Source organism: Mesorhizobium sp. ES1-4 (genome assembly GCF_020164745.1).
In the GTDB taxonomy this organism is placed as follows: domain Bacteria; phylum Pseudomonadota; class Alphaproteobacteria; order Rhizobiales; family Rhizobiaceae; genus Mesorhizobium.
In genome coordinates this window covers 337,173-356,310 of the sequence record NZ_JAIUGV010000008.1, presented here as the reverse complement: position 1 = coordinate 356,310, position 19,138 = coordinate 337,173, and the positions used below count along the sequence as shown (strand labels likewise).

Sequence of the window (19,138 nt, the reverse complement as noted above, 5' to 3'; positions counted from 1 at the left end):
TTCAGCTACCAGGTGAAGGACAGCGCCGGCAACACGGTCACCAACACCATCACCGTCAACGCAACCGACGACGCGCCTGTGGCGGCCCCCGACACCAACAGCCTGATCTCGGGCCAGACGGTGGGGGCCGATGTCGAGAGCAACGACAAGGCGGGCGCCGATGGTTACGCGGCGGCCGGCGGGGTCGTCGGGGTTGCGACGGGAACGGACACGACGACGGCGCTGAGCAGCGGCGTGGGCTCGGTGATCCATGGCACCTATGGCGACCTGACGCTGCAGGCGAACGGCAGTTACACCTATACGGCCAAGCCCGATGTGAACGGGGTGGACCACTTCGTCTACACGATCGCGGACAGCGACGGCTCGACCTCCACGACGACGCTGGACGTCACGGTCAACGCCTCGAACCTGGCGGCGACGCCGGACACGGTGACGGTAAGCGAGGCGGGCCTGCCGGTGGTCGGCTCGCTGGCCGGCAACGGCTCGAACGTGACGAGCGGCGCGACCCTGGTCGGACATGCTTCGGGCGGCGTGGGCGCCGACACCTACAGCCTGGTGGGCGGCACGGTGGTGGCCGGCGGCACGACGCTCACCGGCGGCCACGGCACCATCGTCCTCCACAGCGACGGGACATTCACCTATACGCTGACCAGCCCGGTGATCAACGGGGCGGCGAGCGAACAGGCCGACACCTTCAGCTACCAGGTGAAGGACAGCGCCGGCAACACGGTCACCAACACCATCACCGTCAACGCAACCGACGACGCGCCCCAGATCCTCTCCATTCAAAACGCCGTTATGCCGAATGTCACCGATACCGACGCCCACGGCACATGGCAGCCTGTTTTCGGCGCGGATGGTCCCAGCACGACGACGACCGCGATCGGAATCGCAATGGGAGCCGATCCCGCTGGCGAGCATTACTCGATAACCAGCAGTGGGAGCCCGAGCCTTACGGGCGAGCAAATCAACAAGGTCACGGTCACTCCGAGCACGGGGGCAGCCTACACATTCTACGAGTACACGCATTACGATGCGGCAACCCACAGCTCGGAAATGTTCGCGTATCAGACGCTGACTGGCGCGCAGACTGGGCTGGCAAGCAATCAATTCTTCACGCTCACGATGGCGGTGGATGGTACCTACGATTTCCATCTCGCATCCAACCAGTTGCAAACCGCAGCAACCATCAGTTCCTCGAGCATTCCGCCCGGCAATAATACCTGGGTTGAAGGCGTGGGAACGAACTACACTGGCGGCAGCGGCGCTCCGCCGTCCGGCTATGACCTTCTAGTCCAGGGCGGCACAGGTTATTCGGTGACATCCAATGGTTTGGGAGGATACCAATCAACAATTGGAACGGTAGGAACTATAAACTCAAACAAAAATGCTTTCGGGGTGAACAATGCGTTCCTCGATGGTGGCGAGGTTGTGGATTTCAGGTTCGGCACGCCGCAACTCCAGGCACAGTTCGGCATCGACAAGCCGCCCACAGGCGAAAGCTTCCAGATTTACATTTGGGATTCCTCGCACACACATTACCTGACCGAAACACTATCGGGGAACAATGTCGCCACGTTCACTGTCGATACTGCCCACTGGGTTGGCACTGGCACCAACAACCCGGCCGCATATAACAGTTTTATCGCCACGTATGGCGGCTTCTCGGACCTAACGATCGTGAATACGGGGACGGCTAGCGTTGGGATCACAAGTGTCAACTATAACGAGAAAGTGACAGTGTCAGATACGACGCTGACGTTCGCCCCCACCATCACCGACGGTGACGGGGACACGGCGTCGAGCGCCAGCAATCTCACTGTGTCTCTGATCGGCAGCCACACCGGTTCCGGATACCAGCTGTCGGGCGCCAACGACGTTTTCGCCGCAAGCGCGAATGGGCACGACACTTTTACCGGGACCGGAACCAACGACACGGTCGACTTCTCCAACGCAGCGGGTCCGGTCCAGGTCAATCTCTTGACACACATTTACGGCGGAGCGGCGCTTGGCGACACGTTGACGGGAATAGAGAACCTGATCGGCTCCTCGTATAACGGCGACAATCTGGTCGGCGATGCCAACGCCAATACCCTCATCGCAGGTAGCGGTCAGACCACAATGACGGGCGGTACGGGCGCGGACACCTTCGTTATCAATGCTGCTACGTGGACGAGTCATGGTAGCATCCACGACTTGATCGCCGACTATCACTCCGTTGAGGGTGACATTGTCGATCTGAGCAAAGTCCTGGATGCCGTTTTCGGCGGCGGCCAGGATAAGACGCAATCAGATGGTAGCCTCAGTGCGCATAGTGATGGGACAGACGTCCACGTCTACGTCACCCACGGCGGCCCGGCTGTCGAAGTAGCAACTTTGACGGTCAATCCGGGCATCTCGAATACAATGAACATAATGTATGACGACGCTCATCATGCGACGACTGTGAATGTGGCATAAAATGCATGCTTGGCGATCAATCGGCTTCGCCGAGGGAAATGAACATCGCTTCGGGGAAGCTCGGTTTAAGGAGGCGTGAAGCCGTCTTTCTCGTTGCCCGACCGTTTGGCTGGGGCGGACGGGACAGACCGCAGACACGAGCATCGTCCTTTGCGGCGATGACTGTGGCCTAACTGGCACAGTACGCAGCCACGCTTGCATGTTATGCATTAGCCGCACGTGAATTGTAATCTGGGGAGGGGAGCTCATCATGAAAACTGTTGTAAAGCTGCTGGTTTCGGCGGCCGCCCTGTTGCTGACGGCTGGATCGACCGGCTTTGCCGCTGACATCATCGAGGGACCCGTGGCCGACTATTGCCGGACTGTCGGCACGTCCAACCTCGTGCTGACCGAAAACACGGTCGACCTCACGAAACAGGTCGTGAAGTTGATGGACGAGTCGGTCGCTGTCGCCAACAGCCCGGAATGGATCCATTCATCGCGGCCGGTCTTCGTCTGGGCATCGGAAGCCAAGGTCGCCTGCGGCATGGCTTACGGCTACCTGAAGACCAACTACAAGGACGAAGACACGCTCAACAAGTGCGAGTGCTTTCACGACCGCATGGTCGAGTATATGAACTGACGGCAAGAGCGAAAGCGCGCAGGCAGAGTATGGAATCTGACCGGCCGGTCCACGGCCTGCGGACATGGGCGGTCGCTTGGGCGCTGGCAATGTCGTTGCTCGGCTGCCAATCGAAGGGCGCGGTGTCCGACGCGCTCGATCCCGCCGGCATCCAGGCCGCCAATCAGCCGGCTGCTGTTGCTGTCGCCAACGCAAGCCCGGCAACGCAGTCCCTCGGCACCGGACCTGCCCGGATTGCCATGCTGCTGCCGCTGTCCGCTCCAGGGTCCGCGGGAGAAAACGGCAGAAAGATGCTCGACGCCGCCAAGCTCGCGATGACGGACATCGGCAACCCGCTGCTGACGCTTACCATCGAGGACACGAGGGGAGACGCGACCTACTCCCAGCAACTGGCGGTAAAGGCCATAACGTCGGGAGCGAAAGTGGTCATCGGTCCGACCGAACTGCCGGCGGCCCAGCATGTCGCGAAACTATCGGGCTCAAACCGGCCGGTGGTTCTGGCTCTCGCGGACAATTTTACCGGTGGCCCGGGCGTCTATGCGGTATGCCTCAGCGAAGCAGACAGCGCCGCTGCAGGCGCTGGCGCGATCGCGGCCAAGGGCGGCAGGAAGTTCGTCCTGCTGGTGCCGGCGGGCGCCGGCGCCGATTTCGTCGAAAAGCGGGTCGCCAACAGCCTCAGCGTGTATGGAGCAGCACTTGCGGTCACCATACCCTATACGAGCGCCGACAGCGCGGCAAAGGCGGTCGCGGACATGGGCTCGCTGGTGGACGCCCCCGATGCCGTGATCGTTGTCAGCGGCGACAGCAATCCGTCGCCAATCCTGATCGCCCTGAAGGCAAAGGGCATTCCTGGAAAATCGACCTCGGTGGTCGGCACGAACCGCTGGCTGGAGCGCCCGAACAGTCCACTTTTCGAAGGCGCCTATATTGCGACGCTCGACCAACACGAAACAGGCCCGATTTCGGATCGCTTCAAGGCGACATTCAACTACGAGGCCGACGTCAACGTCGCTTATGCCTATGACATGGTTGCCTTGACCGCGGGGATCGCAAGCGCTGCCGGACCCAACGGTTTCAACAGGCAGGTTTTCGAAAGCCCCAGTGGATTCCGCGGATCGACCGGCTTGTTCAGGTTCCGCGCGGATGGATCCAGCGAACGCTCGATGCCGTTTTACCGGATTGAAAAAGGTGCGCTCAAACTGGTTGCCAAATCGACGTCCAGCTTCTAGCGAATCGGGCGCGATCGGCCCGGTGGGGCAAGCGGGGCGCCCGCGCATGATGATCGCGGTCGCAAGCCTGGAGCTTCTCGTCGGCATCCTGCTGATGGTCAAGGCAGCGACCCTGTTTCCCATCGAAAGAACCGTCACCGGCCCGGCCCCGGACGTCAGCGATGAAGTCGCGCAACACCCGGTTCGACCGGTGGTCAATTCAGCCCGCAAGATTGCCGAGGATCTCATCGCACCGCCGCAGATCGAGGGGCCCGACATGGTGCGGGTGGAACCTCGCCTGCCCCTTGGCGACCTCGGCCTTGCCTCACGCCCCAAGCCATCGATGCCCAGGGATTGGCAGGAAACACCGCTCTACGGTCCGGTGGCCACGTCGTCGGCTGGTTTCGACTCCATGGGGCGGAAGCTTTTCATCAGCGGAACCCAGAGCGTCGAACCCGACAGGATCTGTCTGTTTCACGGTAATGCATGGCCTTGCGGACAGCGGGCGCGTGCGGCTTTCAACAACTGGATGCGCGGGCGGGCGCTGAACTGTTTCGTGCCTCCGGCGGTCGACCGCTTCCCTGTCGCTGCGACATGCAGGCTGGGCAAACAGGATGTCGGCGCCTGGCTCGTATCGAATGGCTGGGCGCTTGCCTTGCCGGGCGGCATCTATGGCAAGGCCGAAGCAACAGCCAGGACGGCGGAGATGGGAATCTTCGGCCCCCCTTAGAGCATGATGCCGAAAAGTGTGAAGCGGTTTCGGAGGACATCATGCTCTATCTCTTTGATCTAGAGACGGATTCAGATTTCAGGTCGACTCGACCTGAAATCATCCGGCTCTAGGCGAGGGCAACCGGACGCGCCGCAAGGATCGGCCTCGTCACCAGAACGCTTGGCGATCCTTCCCGACGTGTCAAATTGTATTGTTCTTCGAAACCGAAATCCTAACTTGCCGGTCTTATGGTTGGCGGTCCAAGGAGATTGACCATGAGCACCGCGGCAGCCGATATCCCGACCCATCACGAATGGAAGAACGTCGCCTGGTTGGCTTTTCTTGGAACCGCCGGCAGCCTGTGCGTTTCCCTGATCCTGAACTATCTGCTTCTGTTCAGCGAAATGCTGACGCCCTTCGGGCGCGGCGTGATTACCGCGACGCTTTTGCCTGTGGTGATCTGCCTGCCGCTTTTTGTGTACATAGGCCTGAAACTGGCTGAGATCCGCCGCTACAGGCGGGAACTCAACAAGGCTGCTACCTTCGACACGCTGACCGGCTGCCTGAACGGCAGGGTTTTCGCGTCGCTGATCGAGAGACGGGCGATCAAGCCTTCCCTTCCAGGCGAGCGATCGGGCGCCTTCCTGGTCGTTCATCCCGAACATCTGAACGCGATTAACCTGCGCTTCGGCCTGAGCTGGGGCGACGAAGCCTTGCGCCTCATTGCCTCAACCATCCGGTCTTGCGTGCGCTCGCAAGACGTCGTCGGCCGCATAGGCGCCTCCATGTTTGGTATCTTCCTTCCCGGGACGAGCGAGCCAGAGGCCAGGATGGTTGGCGAGCGTATCCGTGCAAATGTCTCGCAAGTCTATTTTGCCCCTCAAGGCGCCGAGGAGATTCTGGCCGTCACCGTCGGCGGCGTGGTTTTCGAGCAGGATCTGGACTTCGAGGACATGTTCCGGCCGGCGGAAGAGAGCTTGTCGGGCAAAGGCGGTTTCGAACTGGCGCGCATTCAACCCGCTTCAGCCTGATGCCCCAAACCGGTCGGGTTTGCCGCGCCCTTTGCGATAATGGTGGATGGCGATGCGAGAACCCGTGGCTTAGCAACTCCCACGAGCCGCGGCCCCGTCAGGCCAGGTCAGCTCGCCTCACGCATCGCTTCCGCGGCCTGCAGGTCCACCGACACCAACTGGCTGACGCCCTGCTCGGCCATGGTCACGCCAAACAGCCGGTCCATGCGCGCCATGGTGATGGGGTTGTGGGTGATGATGACGAAACGCGTCTCGGTGGTCTTGGCCATCTCGTCCATGAGATTGCAGAAGCGCTCGACATTGTGATCGTCGAGCGGCGCGTCGACTTCGTCGAGCACGCAGATCGGCGCCGGATTGGTCAGGAACACGGCGAAGATCAGCGACATCGCCGTCAGCGCCTGTTCGCCGCCCGACAGCAGCGTCATCGTCTGCGGCTTCTTGCCGGGCGGGCGGGCCAGTATCTCCAGGCCCGCCTCCAGCGGATCGTCGGATTCGATCAGTTGCAATTCCGCCGTGCCGCCGCCGAACAAATGCGAGAACAACCGCTGGAAATGGCTGTTGACCACGTCGAAGGCGGCCAGCAGCCGCTCGCGGCCCTCACGATTGAGGCTCTGGATCGCTTGCCTGAGCTTGCGGATCGCTTCGATGATGTCCTCGCGCTCGGACACGATCGTCTCCAGCCGCTCGGAAAGCTCCCTCTGCTCTTCCTCGGCGCGCAAATTGACGGCGCCGAGCCGTTCGCGCTCGATCTTCAGCCGATCCAACTGGCGTTCGATCTCCGCCATCTCGGGCATCGGATCGTCGGCTTCCAGGCCGGTGTGGCGGATCACCAGATGCGGCGGCGTGTTCAGCGTTTCCTGGATGCGCGCCTCGATCTCCAGCCGGCGCTCGTCCGCCGCCGTCAGCCGTTCCTCGGCACGGGCGCGGGTTTCGCGCGCTTCGGCCAGCGACTGGATGGCCGATGTGGCCGCCTTGTCCAGTTCCGCCTGCCTGCTCTCCGCCTCCTGCAGCCGGTCGGCGGCGGCCTTGCGCAAGGTCTCGGCCTCGGTGAGTTGCGACAGCAGCGCACGGCGCTTGGCGTCGATCTCGTCGGGCGCATCGGCCAGCCGTTCGCGCTCGGCCTCGGCCTCGGCCTTGCGTTCGCCAAGCGAGGCGATCTGCGTCGAAGCATTTTCGGCACGCACCAGCCAGTTGCTGCGTTCGGCGCCGATGGCGTCCAACCGGCGCGTACGTGCCTCGGCTTCGCGCCGCAAGCCTTCATGGACGGCGCGTGCGTCGGCGAGCGTGGCGCGGTCGCGGGAGACATTTGCCGAGGATTGTTCGAGCTGCAGTTGCAGGTCGCCGAGATCGGGTGCGTCCTGCAGCAGCATCTCGGCCTCGACGAAAGCCGCCGAGGTCTCCTCATGGCTGTCGGCGATGCGGGCGCGAGCCTCGTCCAAGGCGGCGCGCCGGCTCGACAGCTCGCCGCCCGCCTTTTCGGCCTCGGCCAGGGCATTGCGGGCGGCGTCCAGCCTGTGCTGGGCGTCGCGTCCGGCCTGACGGGCGTTGCGCTCGGACTCGCTTGCCTGGCGAAGCGCCTGTTCAGCCTGTGCCAGCGCCTCCTCGGCCTGGCGCAGGACGAGCGTCGCCTGGACCGCTTCGGCATCGAGTTCTGCAAGCCGGTTCTTCTGCGCCAGCCGTTGTGCCGCGGCCGTCGGCGCATCGGCGCTGGCGGTCAGGCCGTCCCAGCGCCACAGCGCGCCTTCGCGGCTGACCAGTCTCTGGCCGGGAGCCAGAAGCCCCTGCAGCCGGCGGCCGTCAGCGGCCTCGACGATGCCGATCTGCGCGAGGCGGCGGGCAAGCTGCGCCGGGGCGCGAACCACGCTGGCAAGGCTTCTGATCCCTTCCGGCAGGGCAGCGTCGCCAGGCTGTATCTGGCTTTCGCCCCAATGCGCCGGCGCACTGCGGTCGAGCGGCACGTCGAGGTCTTCGCCAAGGGCTGCCCCCAGCGCCGTCTCGAAGCCGCGCTCGACGCTGATCTGCTCCAGCACCGAAGGGAAGAGATCGCCACTGGCCGCGTTCAGGATCTTGGCCAGCGTACGCGCTTCGGTCTCGATCCGCGCCAGTTCCGCCCTGGCGTCCTGAAGCGGCGGACGCGCGGCACTTTCGGCGCCACGAGCATCGATGACTGACTGCTCGGCCTGCGCCACCGCGGCCTCGGATTCCTCCAGCAACGCCAGCGCCTGTTCGACCAGTTCACGCTTCTCGGCCGGATCGGGCAGGCCGGCCACCTTGGCGAGGATGTCCGACAATTCCCGATCGACATCGGCGAGCTGGCGGGCAAAGCGGTCGAGCCGCTCGGCGGTTTCGCGCAAGCTCCGTTCGGTCTGGTGGCGCGAGGCGGCGGCCTCGGCGCGCTCGGCCGTCAGGGCGGCAAGTCTGGCTTCGCTCTGCGCAAGCGTCGAGGCCGCCTGCTCGAATGCCGCGCGGGTGGTGGCCTCGCGCTCCGCTGCCCCGGCGTTTTCGGAATTCAGCGTGGCCTCTTCCGCGCGCAGGCGCTCGAGAACATCGGCATTGTCGCGCACCATCCGCTCTTCGCGGGCGATGTCGCCGTCGAGCTGCTGCAACCGGCGCTCGATTTCGGCCTGGCGGGCGCGGATGCGGCCGGCTTCTTCCTCGATCTGCGACCTGGCTATCGACAGCCGCTGGAAGGCCGCGGCAGCCGCGGCTTCCGCGTCACGCAGGTCAGGCAGGCGATGGGCGGAGATCGCCTGCTCCTTGGCCGCGTTCATCTGCGCGGCGGCACGGTCGCCGACGAGTGCGGTAGCGGTCGCCAGCGCCGAACGCGCCTCGCCCTCCTGCGTCTTGGCCAGCGTCCAGCGCAGATGCAAGAGCGTTGCCTCGGCCTTGCGGATGTCGGCCGACAGGTTCTTGAAGCGGGAAGCCTGGCGCGCCTGGCGCTTGAGGCTTTCGATCTGGCTTTCCAGTTCGCCGACGACATCGTCCAGGCGTTCGAGATTCTGTTCGGCGCCCTTGAGCCGCAGTTCCGCCTCGTGGCGGCGCGTGTGCAGCCCGGAAATGCCGGCCGCCTCTTCGAGCAGCGCGCGGCGCGCCTGCGGCTTGGCCTGGATCAGTTCGCCGATACGGCCCTGCCCGACCATCGAGGGCGAGCGCGCGCCGGTCGACTGGTCGGCGAACAGAAGTTGCACGTCCTTGGCGCGCGCTTCCTTGCCGTTGATGCGGTAGAGCGAGCCGGCCTCGCGCTCGATGCGGCGCGACACCTGCAGTTCGTCGGCATCATTGAAGGCTGATGGAGCCGAGCGGTCGCTGTTGTCGAGGAAAAGCGTGACTTCGGCTGTGTTGCGGGCGGGACGCGTGCCCGAGCCGGAAAAGATCACATCGTCCATGCCGGACGCGCGCATGTTCTTGTAGGAGCTTTCGCCCATCACCCAGCGCAGCGCCTCGACGAGGTTCGACTTGCCGCATCCGTTCGGCCCGACAATACCGGTCAGGCCGCGTTCGATGACGAACTCGCCTGGTTCGACGAAGGACTTGAACCCAAGGAGGCGGAGGCGCGAAAACTTCATTCACGCGCCTCACAAAGTCGGACAGCGCCACAGCGCTGCCGCTTCAGCGCTGAGCCGATGTCAGAGCAGAGGGTCGATGATGGCCGACATTTCCTCAATCGACATCGCCCCTTTGTAGGTCTTACCGTTGATGAAGAAGGTCGGTGTCGAGTCGACCTTGAATTCATTGGCGCCACGCTTCTGGACCGATCTCACATCGTCCAGAAGTTTCTGGTCCGTCAAGCAGGCCTCGAAGGACTCCTGTGTAAAACCGGCAAGCTTCGCGATTTGCAGCAGCGCCTCCTTGGTGTTGGAGACGCCAACCCAGTTGGCCTGCTGCCTGAACAGCACGTCGACCATCGGGAAATAGTTGTCCTTGGCGCAACGGGCCAGCATGAAACCGGCTTCCGCGCTCGGATCGAACGGGAATTCGCGCAGGATGTAGCGGGCCTTGCCTGTGTCGATGTATTTCGTCTTCAGCTCCGGGAAGGTGGTCTCGGCGAAATGCGCGCAGTGCGGGCAGGTCATCGAGGCGTATTCGACGATGGTGACCTTGGCGTCATCCTTGCCGAGTTGCTCGTCGGGCAGCGCACCAGGCTTCAGCAATTCGGCCATATCGACCGTGCCTTGCGCTTCCGGCACCTGGACGGCGGCGGGCGTGGCCGGCTTCGCGGGTGTTGCCGGGTCAGCGGGCTTGACATCCGCCGCCTTGGCCTGTTCGCCGGAATCGCTGCAGGCAGCAAGCAGGGCCATCGCCGGGATGCCGGCCAGCGAAGTCAGGACGTTTCTGCGAGAGAAGCTTTGGCCAAATGGAGGACGGCTCATACGAATCACCTGACAAGGGTTGGATTTTGCAATGCAAAGGCACGAAAAAGCGAGAGTTGGCGCGAATTAAGGCATCCCTGTCCCCAATCCAATCGCGAAACCTGACAAGGGTGATCACGAATGCGCGAGATTAACGACAAACCTGTGACTGTTTCCAGTCGGAATTAAGCTTTCCTTCCGCCCAAAATGGTCGCACCCAGCCGTTCCAGCGAGGCGCGCAGCCCGTCATCCTCGATCAACCCGACAGTATCGGCCAATTTCGCCTTTTCCGCCGCGCTTAGGGGCCTGAGCGCAGGTCTGGGCCGGGCTTTTCCCGAGCTTACCGGCTTCTGCACGATCCTGATGCGGCCTATCGCGGTGAAGCCCAGGAAGGCATTGACCCGGTTGATGATCTCACCGGTCTCGTGCTGCAGATGAAGCGCGGCCATGCCTTCGCAGGCGATGACCAGCACGGCCGGCTCGAACGGATCGTCCTCGTGCAGGCGGCGCGGCCACTGGATCTTTTCAGGCCGCGAGTGGATGGCCAGGCGCGGGCCGGCAATCTCTTCCCAGGACTGGACGAGACCAATCGAGATGCCTGCCCGCTTGCGCAGCACCGGATCGAGTATCTCGGTGGCGAGATCGCTCACCGGAACGGGATTGCCGAAGGGCCTTTTCCCTGCCATGTGCGTTCTCCAGCCACGACCCAGCAGATAACGGCCAGGCCAACGCAGATCAATGGCACCAGCAGACCAGACCCGCAAGGCCCCGGCAAGCAAGGCCGGCTCGGACGATACGGCATCACGCCTGCTCGCCTGGTACGACGCGCATCACCGCGAACTGCCGTGGCGCGTGACGCCGCGCGAGCATGCACGCGGTGTGCGGCCCGACCCATACCGTATCTGGCTGTCCGAGGTGATGCTGCAGCAGACCACCGTCGAGGCGGTGAAATCCTATTTCCGCGCCTTTGTCGAGAAATGGCCCGATGTCGAGGCGCTGGCCGCGGCACCGACCGAGGATGTGATGAAAGCCTGGGCCGGGCTCGGCTATTACTCGCGCGCCCGTAACCTCAAGGCCTGCGCCGATCTGGTGGCGGCGCGGGGCGGCCGGTTTCCCGACACCGAGACCGGACTTCGAGAATTGCCGGGGGTCGGCGCCTATACGTCGGCGGCAATAACGGCCATCGCCTTCGACCGCCCCGCCGCCGTGGTCGACGGCAATGTCGAACGCGTCATCTCACGGCTGCTTTCGATCACGACGCCGCTCAGCGAAGCCAGGGCCGAGATACGGGCCTATGTCGAGCGCATGGTGCCAGCGACGCGGCCGGGAGACTTCGCCCAGGCGATGATGGATCTGGGCGCCACGATCTGCACGCCGCGCCGGCCACGCTGCATGCTGTGTCCGCTGCGCGAGGACTGCAGCGCCGTCACTGCAGGCGATCCCGAGAATTTCCCGGTGCGGCTGCCAAAAGCCGACAAACCGCTGCGGCGCGGCGCGGCTTTCGTGGCCACGCGTGAGGACGGCGCCATCCTTTTGCGCAAGCGGCCGGAAAAGGGGCTGCTCGGCGGCATGACGGAAGTGCCGACCACCACCTGGACGGCGCGGGTGGACGGAGCGACCACGGAGGCGGCGGCGCCCTTTCCCGGCGACTGGCGGCACGCCGGAACTATCACCCATGTCTTTACCCATTTCGCGCTCGAACTCGAAGTCTTTCACGCCCACATCAAAGGCGATGCAATGGCTGGGCATTTCTGGTCGCCTGTCCGTGAGGTTTCCGGAGAGGCGCTGCCCACTGTCATGAAAAAGGCAATAGAGGCTGCGATACCCGGCGCGACGAAAAAGCCGTCACCATTGAGTGCAAAGAGGCCCCATGACTGAAATCCGCCACATCGTTTTCGACATCGGCCGCGTGCTGATCCACTACGATCCGAACATTCCGTTCAGCCGCCTCATTCCCGATGCCGAAGAGCGGAAGTGGTTCTTCGACAATATCTGCACGCATGACTGGAACATCGAGCAGGACCGCGGCCGGACCTGGGAAGAGGCCGAAGCACTTCTGATCGCGGATCATCCCGAACACGCCGAAAACATCCGCAATTTCCGCCGCCACTGGCACGACATGGTGCCGCACGCCTATGACGACAGCGTCGCTATCATGCTCGGCCTGATCGACAGCGGCCATGACGTGACCATGCTGACCAACTTCGCCGCCGACACGCTTGCCGAAGCACGCGAACGCTTCGAATTCCTGGATCGTCCACGCGGCGTCACCATCTCCGGCGAAATCGGCAAGATCAAGCCGGACCGCGGCATCTACGACCATCACGTGGCTGCGTTCGGCCTCGAGCCGTCCGCGACCCTGTTCATCGACGACAGCCAGAAGAATGTCGATGGCGCCAAGGCCGCCGGCTGGCAGGCGGTCCTGTTCACCGATGCCGGCACGCTTAAAGCAGACCTTGAGCGTCTTGGAATAAAAGCGTGATCTGAATCGCTTCAGGCGATCCGCTAAGGCTTTAAATCAAAAGCATTGCGCGGCAGGGGTCAGCCCCCTGCCCGCTCCATACCCAACCGGGCGATACGGCGCAGTTCGTCGATCGGGGTGAGGCCGCCGCTGCGCTCATAATGCCAGAAGGTCCAGCCGTTGCAGGCGTCCAGCCCCTGCACCTCGGCGCCGATCTTGTGGATCGAGCCGGCGCTGTCGCCGATCGCCACCGTGCCATCGGCGCGCACCTTGGCGGCCCAGCGCTTCTTGGCGTCATAGAGCGTGGCGCCCGGCGTCACCAGCCCGGTGTCGATCAGGCTGACGAAGGCGACGCGCGGCTCGGCGCGTCTGCCGGTGAGCACGGTGAGATCCGCCTCGTCGAGTGGCCGCACGGCGTCGATGCGCTCATTGGCGGCGTCGATATAGGCCTGCTCGCGCTCGATGCCGACGAAGTGACGGCCGAGACGCTTGGCCACGGCACCCGTCGTGCCGGAGCCGAAGAACGGATCGAGCACGACGTCACCCGGCTTGGTCGAGGCCATCATGATACGGGCAAGCAGCGCCTCCGGCTTCTGCGTCGGATGCAGCTTGTCGCCATTGTCGTTCTTCAAGCGCTCGCCGCCGGTGCAGATCGGAAACAGCCAGTCGGAGCGCATCTGGATATCGTCGTTCGACGCCTTCAGCGCTTCATAGTTGAAGGTATAGCCCTTGCTCTTCTGATCACGTGAGGCCCAGATCATCGTCTCATGCGCGTTCTGGAAGCGGCGACCGCGAAAATTCGGCATCGGGTTGGTCTTGCGCCAGACGACGTCGTTGAGGATCCAGAAGCCCAGATCCTGCATCTTGGCGCCGACGCGGAAGATGTTGTGGTAGGAGCCGATGACCCAGATGGTGCCATTGGGCTTCAGCACGCGGCGCGCCGCCAGGAGCCAGGCACGGGTAAAGGCGTCATAGGCCTCGAAGCTTTCGAACTGGTCCCAGGCATCGTCGACCGCGTCAACCTTGGACTGGTCGGGCCGGTGCAGATCGCCGTCGAGCTGCAGATTGTAGGGCGGATCGGCGAAGATGACGTCGACCGACTTTTCCGGCAGGCGGTCAAGGGCCGCGACGCAGTCGCCTTTCAGGATGGTGTCCAGCCACTCGGATTGCTGGGGAGCGTGGGAGAGCTCGTCGAGAAGACGCACGGCTGACATTTTTACACCCAAGGCACGCGTTACTGTTTACTCCCCGTTATGGTTACCGATCAGCGTAAACATTCAGTGAAGGCACGCGGACAGCCACCGGATTTGCGAAGGCCCGGTCATTGGTGTATGCCGCGCCGCTTGAGCCCTGAGTGGCCATCCCTCCATCCTCCATCGTCCGGATCACCATGCCCCAGCCAGACCTTGTCATCTTCGATTGCGACGGCGTGCTCGTCGATTCCGAAATCATCGCCGCACGGGTCGAGGCCGAATTGATCACCTTGGCCGGATATGAAATCTCGGCGGAGGAGATTGCCGAGACTTATGCGGGCCTGACCTTCAAGGACATCCTGATGCGGATCGAGGAGAAGTCCAAGATCCCGTTCCAGGTGTCGTTGATCGACCGCGCCGAGGAACTGGTCGACCGCAAGCTGCGCAGCGACGTGCGTGCCATCGAGGGCGTGCGCGAGGCGGTCGCCTCGGTCACGACGCAGCGCTGCATCTGCTCCAACTCACGTTCGGAGCGGATCGAGTTCATGCTGGAGAAGGTGCATTTGCTGCCGTTCTTCGCCGGACGCATCTTCTCGGCGATGGAGACGCCGACCGGAAAGACCAAGCCGGCTCCGGACGTGTTCCTGCATGCCGCCGAAAAACTCGGCGCCCACCCGGCGAACACCTTCGTCATCGAGGATTCCGTGCACGGCGTCACCGGCGCCAGGGCCGCCGGCATGCGCGTGATCGGTTTTACGGGCGCCAGCCACAGCTATCCCGGCCACGCCGATGCGCTGACGGAGGCCGGAGCCGAGACGGTGATCCGCCGCTGGGCGGAGCTGAAGAGCGTCATTGCGGCTTTGTCGGAGTGGTCGGCGGACGCTTAAGATGCATGCGCCCGGCCAGCCGCACGCCACGCCGACGGCCGCCTAATTCGTCACGGCGGCCTTCTTCCTGTGATTTTTCTTCGGCTTGTCGGTCGTTGCCTTCGGCGCGGTTTCGTCATAGCCGGCATAGGCTTGATAGTCCGACGCCGTTGGCGCCGGCACGACGATATTGGAATCGGTGAAGACAAACTGAGTCGCGGCCGAGGGGTCGGTCACCTGGACCTGATACTGGTGTATCTGCGAATAGAGCACGTCGGTGCCGTGCATGACCGCGGTGCGGATCGGCATGGTGATGGTGCCGGGCGTGAATTTCGGTCCTGGGACGATCTTGCCGGCAACCGCGATCGTCATCGTCAACTGGCCGTCGGCACGGCTGCAATCGCGGGTCACGTCGCTGATCGACGCCTGATAGATGATCCTCGCCGAATCGTCAGGCGGCGTTGCGGCAGCCGCGTCAGCCGCGGCCTGGGCCGCGGCATCCGCGGCGGCGTCGCCGGTCCTCTTGAGTTTCGGCTTGGGTTTCCTGACCTCGTTGACGTAGGTGTTGAAGAAGGCCGTGCCGTCGCGGACCGACACCCTTGGGCAATAGGCCTGCAACTGGCTGGCCAGCAACTTGGAATCCTGTGGCGGCGGTGGCGCGGTCGGATCCTTCTTGCCGAAACCGAGGTTCAGGATGCCATTGTCGCCTGATTGGCAGCCGGCGGCGGCAAGCATAAAGCCGGTGAGCGCAAGACCCGCCAAAAAGCGACCACTTGATGTACGAAACGCCATGAAACTGCACTTCCCTCTCGCAAAGCTGGTGACGTATATCAACCGCGCGGCGAAAATGCGACTAGAGCCGGTGCAGAAATTAACCACCTTGTGGTGAACGGAAAAACCAGGCGGCAAACGGATCTGTGACATGGACTATGTGAGCACCCGCGGGGAAGCGCCCGCGCTTGGATTTTCCGACGCCATTCTGGCTGGCCTGGCGCGCGACGGCGGGCTCTATGTGCCGCGCGAATGGCCGCACTTCTCGACGGCCGACATCCGCGCCATGCGCGGTCTTGCCTATCCCGACCTCGCCATCCGCTTGCTGACGCCGTTCCTCGGCGGCGAGATCGCCACACCGGTCTTCGAGCGTCTCGTCCGCGAAGCCTATGCCACCTTCCGCCATCCGGCTGTCTGCCCGCTGGTGCAGACCGGCGGCAACACTTTTGTCCTCGAACTCTTTCATGGGCCGACGCTGGCGTTCAAGGACGTGGCGATGCAGTTGCTTGCCCGGCTGATGGACCATGTGCTTGCCGAACGCGGCCAGCACGCGACCATCGTCGGCGCCACGTCGGGCGATACTGGCGGCGCGGCCATAGACGCCTTTGCCGGGCGCAGCCGCACTGACATCTTCATCCTTTTCCCGCATGGCCGCGTCTCGCCGGTGCAGCAGCGGCAAATGACGACGTCGAGGGCCGAGAATGTCCACGCGCTGGCGATCGAGGGCAATTTCGACGACTGTCAGGGCCTGCTGAAGGACATGTTCAACGATCACGACTTTCGCGACCGGGTGTCGCTGTCGGGGGTCAATTCGATCAACTGGGCGCGGATCATGGCCCAGATCGTCTATTATTTCTCCTCGGCACTGTCGCTCGGCGCACCGGACAGACCGGTCTCGTTCACCGTGCCGACAGGCAATTTCGGCGATATCTTCGCCGGTTATGCAGCCAAGAAGATGGGCCTGCCGATCGACCGGCTGGTCATCGCCACCAACGACAACGACATATTGGCGCGCACCTTCGCGACCGGCGAATACCGCACCAAAGGCGTCTTTGCGACCACCTCGCCGTCGATGGATATCCAGGTCTCGTCGAACTTCGAACGCCTGCTTTTCGAGGCGTCAAACCGCGACGCGGCAACGGTTCGGCGCTACATGGCCGGCCTGAAGCAATCGGGCGCTTTCACCATCGAAGCCGCGGAAATCGCCAGGATGCGGTCCGAATTCGACGCCGGCCGCGCTGACATGGAGGAGGTCGCCGCCACCATCCGCTCGATGCTGGCCACCAGCAATTACCTGCTCGATCCGCATACGGCTGCAGCGGTGCATGTCGCGGCTGGCAAGGCTGCAGGTGCCACGCCGATGGTGGTGCTGGGCACTGCTCACCCGGCAAAATTCCCCGCAGCCGTCGAGGCCGCCAGCGGTATCTCGCCCGCCCTGCCCGCATGGCTAGGGGGATTGATGACATTTGAGGAAAAATACACGGTACTTCCATCCGACCTCAAAATGGTGGAAGATTATGTCAGCCGCCGCGCGCGGGCGGCGCGTTAGGGAGTACAAGCCATATGGGTGTTGAGGTAAGCCGTCTGTCGAACGGCCTGACAGTCGCCACCGAAACCCTTCCAAGTATCGAATCGGTTGCCTTGGGTGCCTGGGTCAAGTCGGGTGCCCGCAATGAACGCGAAGAAGAGCATGGCATGGCCCATCTGCTCGAGCACATGGCGTTCAAGGGGACGAAGCGGCGAAGCGCCTTCGAGATAGCCTCGGAAATCGAGGATGTCGGCGGCGAGATCAATGCCGCCACCAGTGTCGAGACCACCTCCTATTACGCCAGGGTGCTCTCAGACGATATGCCGCTGGCCGTCGATATCCTCTCCGACATCCTGCAGGAATCCGAATTCGATCCCCAGGAACTCGAGCGCGAGCAGCATGTCATCCTGCAGGAGATCGGTGCCGCGCACGACACGCCCGACGATATCGTCTTCGATCGTTTCACCGAAACGGCTTTCCGCCACCAGACCATCGGCCGCTCGATCCTGGGCACGCCCGAAACCGTAAAGTCCTTCACCTCCAAGCAGTTGCACGATTTCATCGAACGCCAATACGGCGCCGAGCGGATGGTGATCGTGGCCGCCGGCGACATCAAGCACGACAAGTTCGTGCGCGAGGTCGAAAACCGGCTCGGCGGTTTCCGCAGCAAGGCCGACAGCACCATTCCGCAATACGCGCAATATGTCGGCGGCGATTTCCGGGAGGACCGCGACCTGATGGACGCGCAGATCGTGCTGGGCTTCGAGGGACGTGCCTACCATGTGCGCGATTTCTACGCCTCGCAGGTGCTGTCGATGATCCTCGGCGGCGGCATGTCATCGCGCCTGTTCCAGGAAGTCCGCGAGAAACGCGGCCTCTGCTACTCGGTCTATGCCTTCCACTGGGGCTTTTCCGACACGGGCATATTCGGTGTTCACGCCGCGACGGGGCAGAGCGACATCGCCAAACTGGTGCCTGTCATCATCGACGAGTTGCAGAAGGCCGGCGAGAGCATCCTGCAGGAGGAACTCGACCGCGCACGCGCCCAGTATCGCGCCGGGCTGATCATGTCCGCCGAAAGCCCGGCCAGCCGCGCCTCGCAGATCGCGCGGCAACTGCTCCTGTTCGGGCGTCCGATCGCAAAGGAGGAGCTCATGGAGCGGCTTGCCGCACTGACGATCGAGCGCCTGACCGACCTGTCGGCGCGGATGTTCTCGACCAAGCCGACGCTTACCGCCGTCGGGCCCGTGGGTACGCTGGCACCATATGAGGCGATCCTCGATTCGCTTCCGGGTACGCAGACCACGGCCCGCAGGCTCGCCGTCTAAGTCCAAGCGCCGTGTTCGCGCTCCCTTTCTTTCGCCGTGACCTGCCGGCACTGAAGGGCAACTTCGTCACGCTCCGCGTACCGTTCACCAACGACTATCGCGAGTGGGCGGCGGTTCGTGGCGAAAGCCGGGCGTTCCTGGAGCCGTGGGAGCCGCGCTGGACCCCCGACGAACTCGACCGCACGGCATGGCGCCTGCGCATCAGCCGCTACCGTGAGGACTATGCACAGGGAACCGCGATCGCCTTCTTCATCTTCGAGAAATCGAGCGGCAAGCTCGCCGGCGGCATAACGCTTGGCAACATACGCCACGGCGTCTCGCAAAGCGGCCATGTCGGCTACTGGATCGGCGAACGCTTCGGCGGCCGTGGCCTGATGACCGACGCGGTCAAGGTGGTGGCCCGCTTCGCCTTCGATACGCTGAGGTTGCACCGGATCGAAGCCGCCTGTATTCCCGACAATATCAGGTCGATCCGCGTGCTTGAAAAAGCCGGATTCCGGCGCGAAGGACTTCTGCGATCCTATCTCAGGATCAACGGCATCTGGCAGGACCATTACCTCTACGCCCGGATCGCCGACGATCCGCCGGGCGCTGGAACGAAGGACTGAT

16 protein-coding genes are annotated in these 19,138 nt (G+C 63.4%); 11 read left to right on the top strand and 5 right to left on the bottom strand.

What is annotated here, in order from left to right:
* The 5 genes from LB556_RS18075 to LB556_RS18055 form a co-directional block, all read left to right on the top strand.
* The coding region (locus LB556_RS18075) for an Ig-like domain-containing protein (RefSeq protein WP_224569079.1) at positions 1 to 2,460 on the top strand (2,460 nt) is incomplete at its 5' end.
* Between the two features lie 250 nt (positions 2,461 to 2,710).
* Positions 2,711 to 3,082, top strand: a complete 372-nt coding sequence (locus tag LB556_RS18070) for a hypothetical protein (RefSeq protein ID WP_224569078.1) — start codon at positions 2,711 to 2,713, stop codon at positions 3,080 to 3,082.
* Positions 3,083 to 3,111: 29 nt separating this feature from the next.
* Positions 3,112 to 4,311, top strand: a complete 1,200-nt coding sequence (locus LB556_RS18065; protein WP_224569098.1) for an ABC transporter substrate-binding protein — start codon at positions 3,112 to 3,114, stop codon at positions 4,309 to 4,311.
* A 46-nt stretch (positions 4,312 to 4,357) separates the two neighbouring features.
* Positions 4,358 to 5,020, top strand: a complete 663-nt coding sequence (locus LB556_RS18060) for a thermonuclease family protein (protein WP_224569077.1) — start codon at positions 4,358 to 4,360, stop codon at positions 5,018 to 5,020.
* Positions 5,021 to 5,277: 257 nt separating this feature from the next.
* Entirely contained in the window at positions 5,278 to 6,033 is a 756-nt protein-coding gene (locus LB556_RS18055; protein ID WP_224569076.1) for a GGDEF domain-containing protein, read from the top strand.
* A 107-nt stretch (positions 6,034 to 6,140) separates the two neighbouring features.
* On the opposite strand, the gene smc is transcribed toward LB556_RS18055, so the two are convergent.
* The 3 genes from smc to LB556_RS18040 form a co-directional block, all read right to left on the bottom strand.
* Entirely contained in the window at positions 6,141 to 9,599 is a 3,459-nt protein-coding gene (gene smc / locus LB556_RS18050; protein ID WP_224569075.1) for a chromosome segregation protein SMC, read from the bottom strand.
* A 60-nt stretch (positions 9,600 to 9,659) separates the two neighbouring features.
* On the bottom strand, positions 9,660 to 10,403 hold the full coding sequence (locus LB556_RS18045; protein ID WP_224569074.1) for a DsbA family protein: 744 nt from the start codon (positions 10,401 to 10,403) through the stop codon (positions 9,660 to 9,662).
* Positions 10,404 to 10,567: 164 nt separating this feature from the next.
* Positions 10,568 to 11,068: a DUF721 domain-containing protein gene (locus tag LB556_RS18040; protein WP_224569073.1), complete on the bottom strand. Its 501-nt coding sequence runs from the start codon at positions 11,066 to 11,068 to the stop codon at positions 10,568 to 10,570.
* A 52-nt stretch (positions 11,069 to 11,120) separates the two neighbouring features.
* Between LB556_RS18040 and mutY the strand changes: the two genes are divergently transcribed.
* Together mutY and LB556_RS18030 are read left to right on the top strand one after the other, a co-directional pair.
* The gene (mutY, locus tag LB556_RS18035) at positions 11,121 to 12,260 is read left to right on the top strand and encodes an A/G-specific adenine glycosylase (RefSeq protein WP_224569072.1); all 1,140 of its coding nucleotides are present in this window, start codon (positions 11,121 to 11,123) and stop codon (positions 12,258 to 12,260) included.
* Positions 12,253 to 12,864: an HAD family hydrolase gene (locus tag LB556_RS18030; RefSeq protein WP_224569071.1), complete on the top strand. Its 612-nt coding sequence runs from the start codon at positions 12,253 to 12,255 to the stop codon at positions 12,862 to 12,864. Before mutY ends, LB556_RS18030 begins: the two co-directional genes overlap by 8 nt.
* A gap of 59 nt (positions 12,865 to 12,923) precedes the next feature.
* On the opposite strand, the gene LB556_RS18025 is transcribed toward LB556_RS18030, so the two are convergent.
* On the bottom strand, positions 12,924 to 14,057 hold the full coding sequence (locus LB556_RS18025; RefSeq protein ID WP_224569070.1) for a site-specific DNA-methyltransferase: 1,134 nt from the start codon (positions 14,055 to 14,057) through the stop codon (positions 12,924 to 12,926).
* Between the two features lie 176 nt (positions 14,058 to 14,233).
* Between LB556_RS18025 and LB556_RS18020 the strand changes: the two genes are divergently transcribed.
* Positions 14,234 to 14,923, top strand: a complete 690-nt coding sequence (locus tag LB556_RS18020; RefSeq protein WP_224569069.1) for an HAD family hydrolase — start codon at positions 14,234 to 14,236, stop codon at positions 14,921 to 14,923.
* Between the two features lie 42 nt (positions 14,924 to 14,965).
* Here LB556_RS18020 and LB556_RS18015 read toward each other — a convergent pair whose 3' ends face one another.
* Complete coding sequence (locus LB556_RS18015) at positions 14,966 to 15,694, bottom strand: hypothetical protein (protein WP_224569068.1); 729 nt, start codon at positions 15,692 to 15,694, stop codon at positions 14,966 to 14,968.
* Between the two features lie 130 nt (positions 15,695 to 15,824).
* Between LB556_RS18015 and thrC the strand changes: the two genes are divergently transcribed.
* Genes thrC through LB556_RS18000 form a run of 3 tightly spaced genes read left to right on the top strand, consistent with a single transcriptional unit; the run spans position 15,825 to position 19,137 of the window.
* Positions 15,825 to 17,222 carry a threonine synthase gene (gene thrC / locus LB556_RS18010; RefSeq protein WP_224569067.1) on the top strand — a complete coding sequence of 466 codons (1,398 nt, stop codon included), beginning with the start codon at positions 15,825 to 15,827 and terminating at the stop codon, positions 17,220 to 17,222.
* Positions 17,223 to 17,236: 14 nt separating this feature from the next.
* Positions 17,237 to 18,529 (top strand): M16 family metallopeptidase, encoded by a 1,293-nt coding sequence (locus tag LB556_RS18005; RefSeq protein ID WP_224569066.1) that lies wholly within the window; start codon positions 17,237 to 17,239, stop codon positions 18,527 to 18,529.
* Positions 18,530 to 18,540: 11 nt separating this feature from the next.
* A complete protein-coding gene (locus LB556_RS18000; protein ID WP_224569065.1) occupies positions 18,541 to 19,137 on the top strand; it encodes a GNAT family N-acetyltransferase in 597 nt (198 codons plus the stop codon).
* Position 19,138 lies beyond the last annotated feature (1 nt).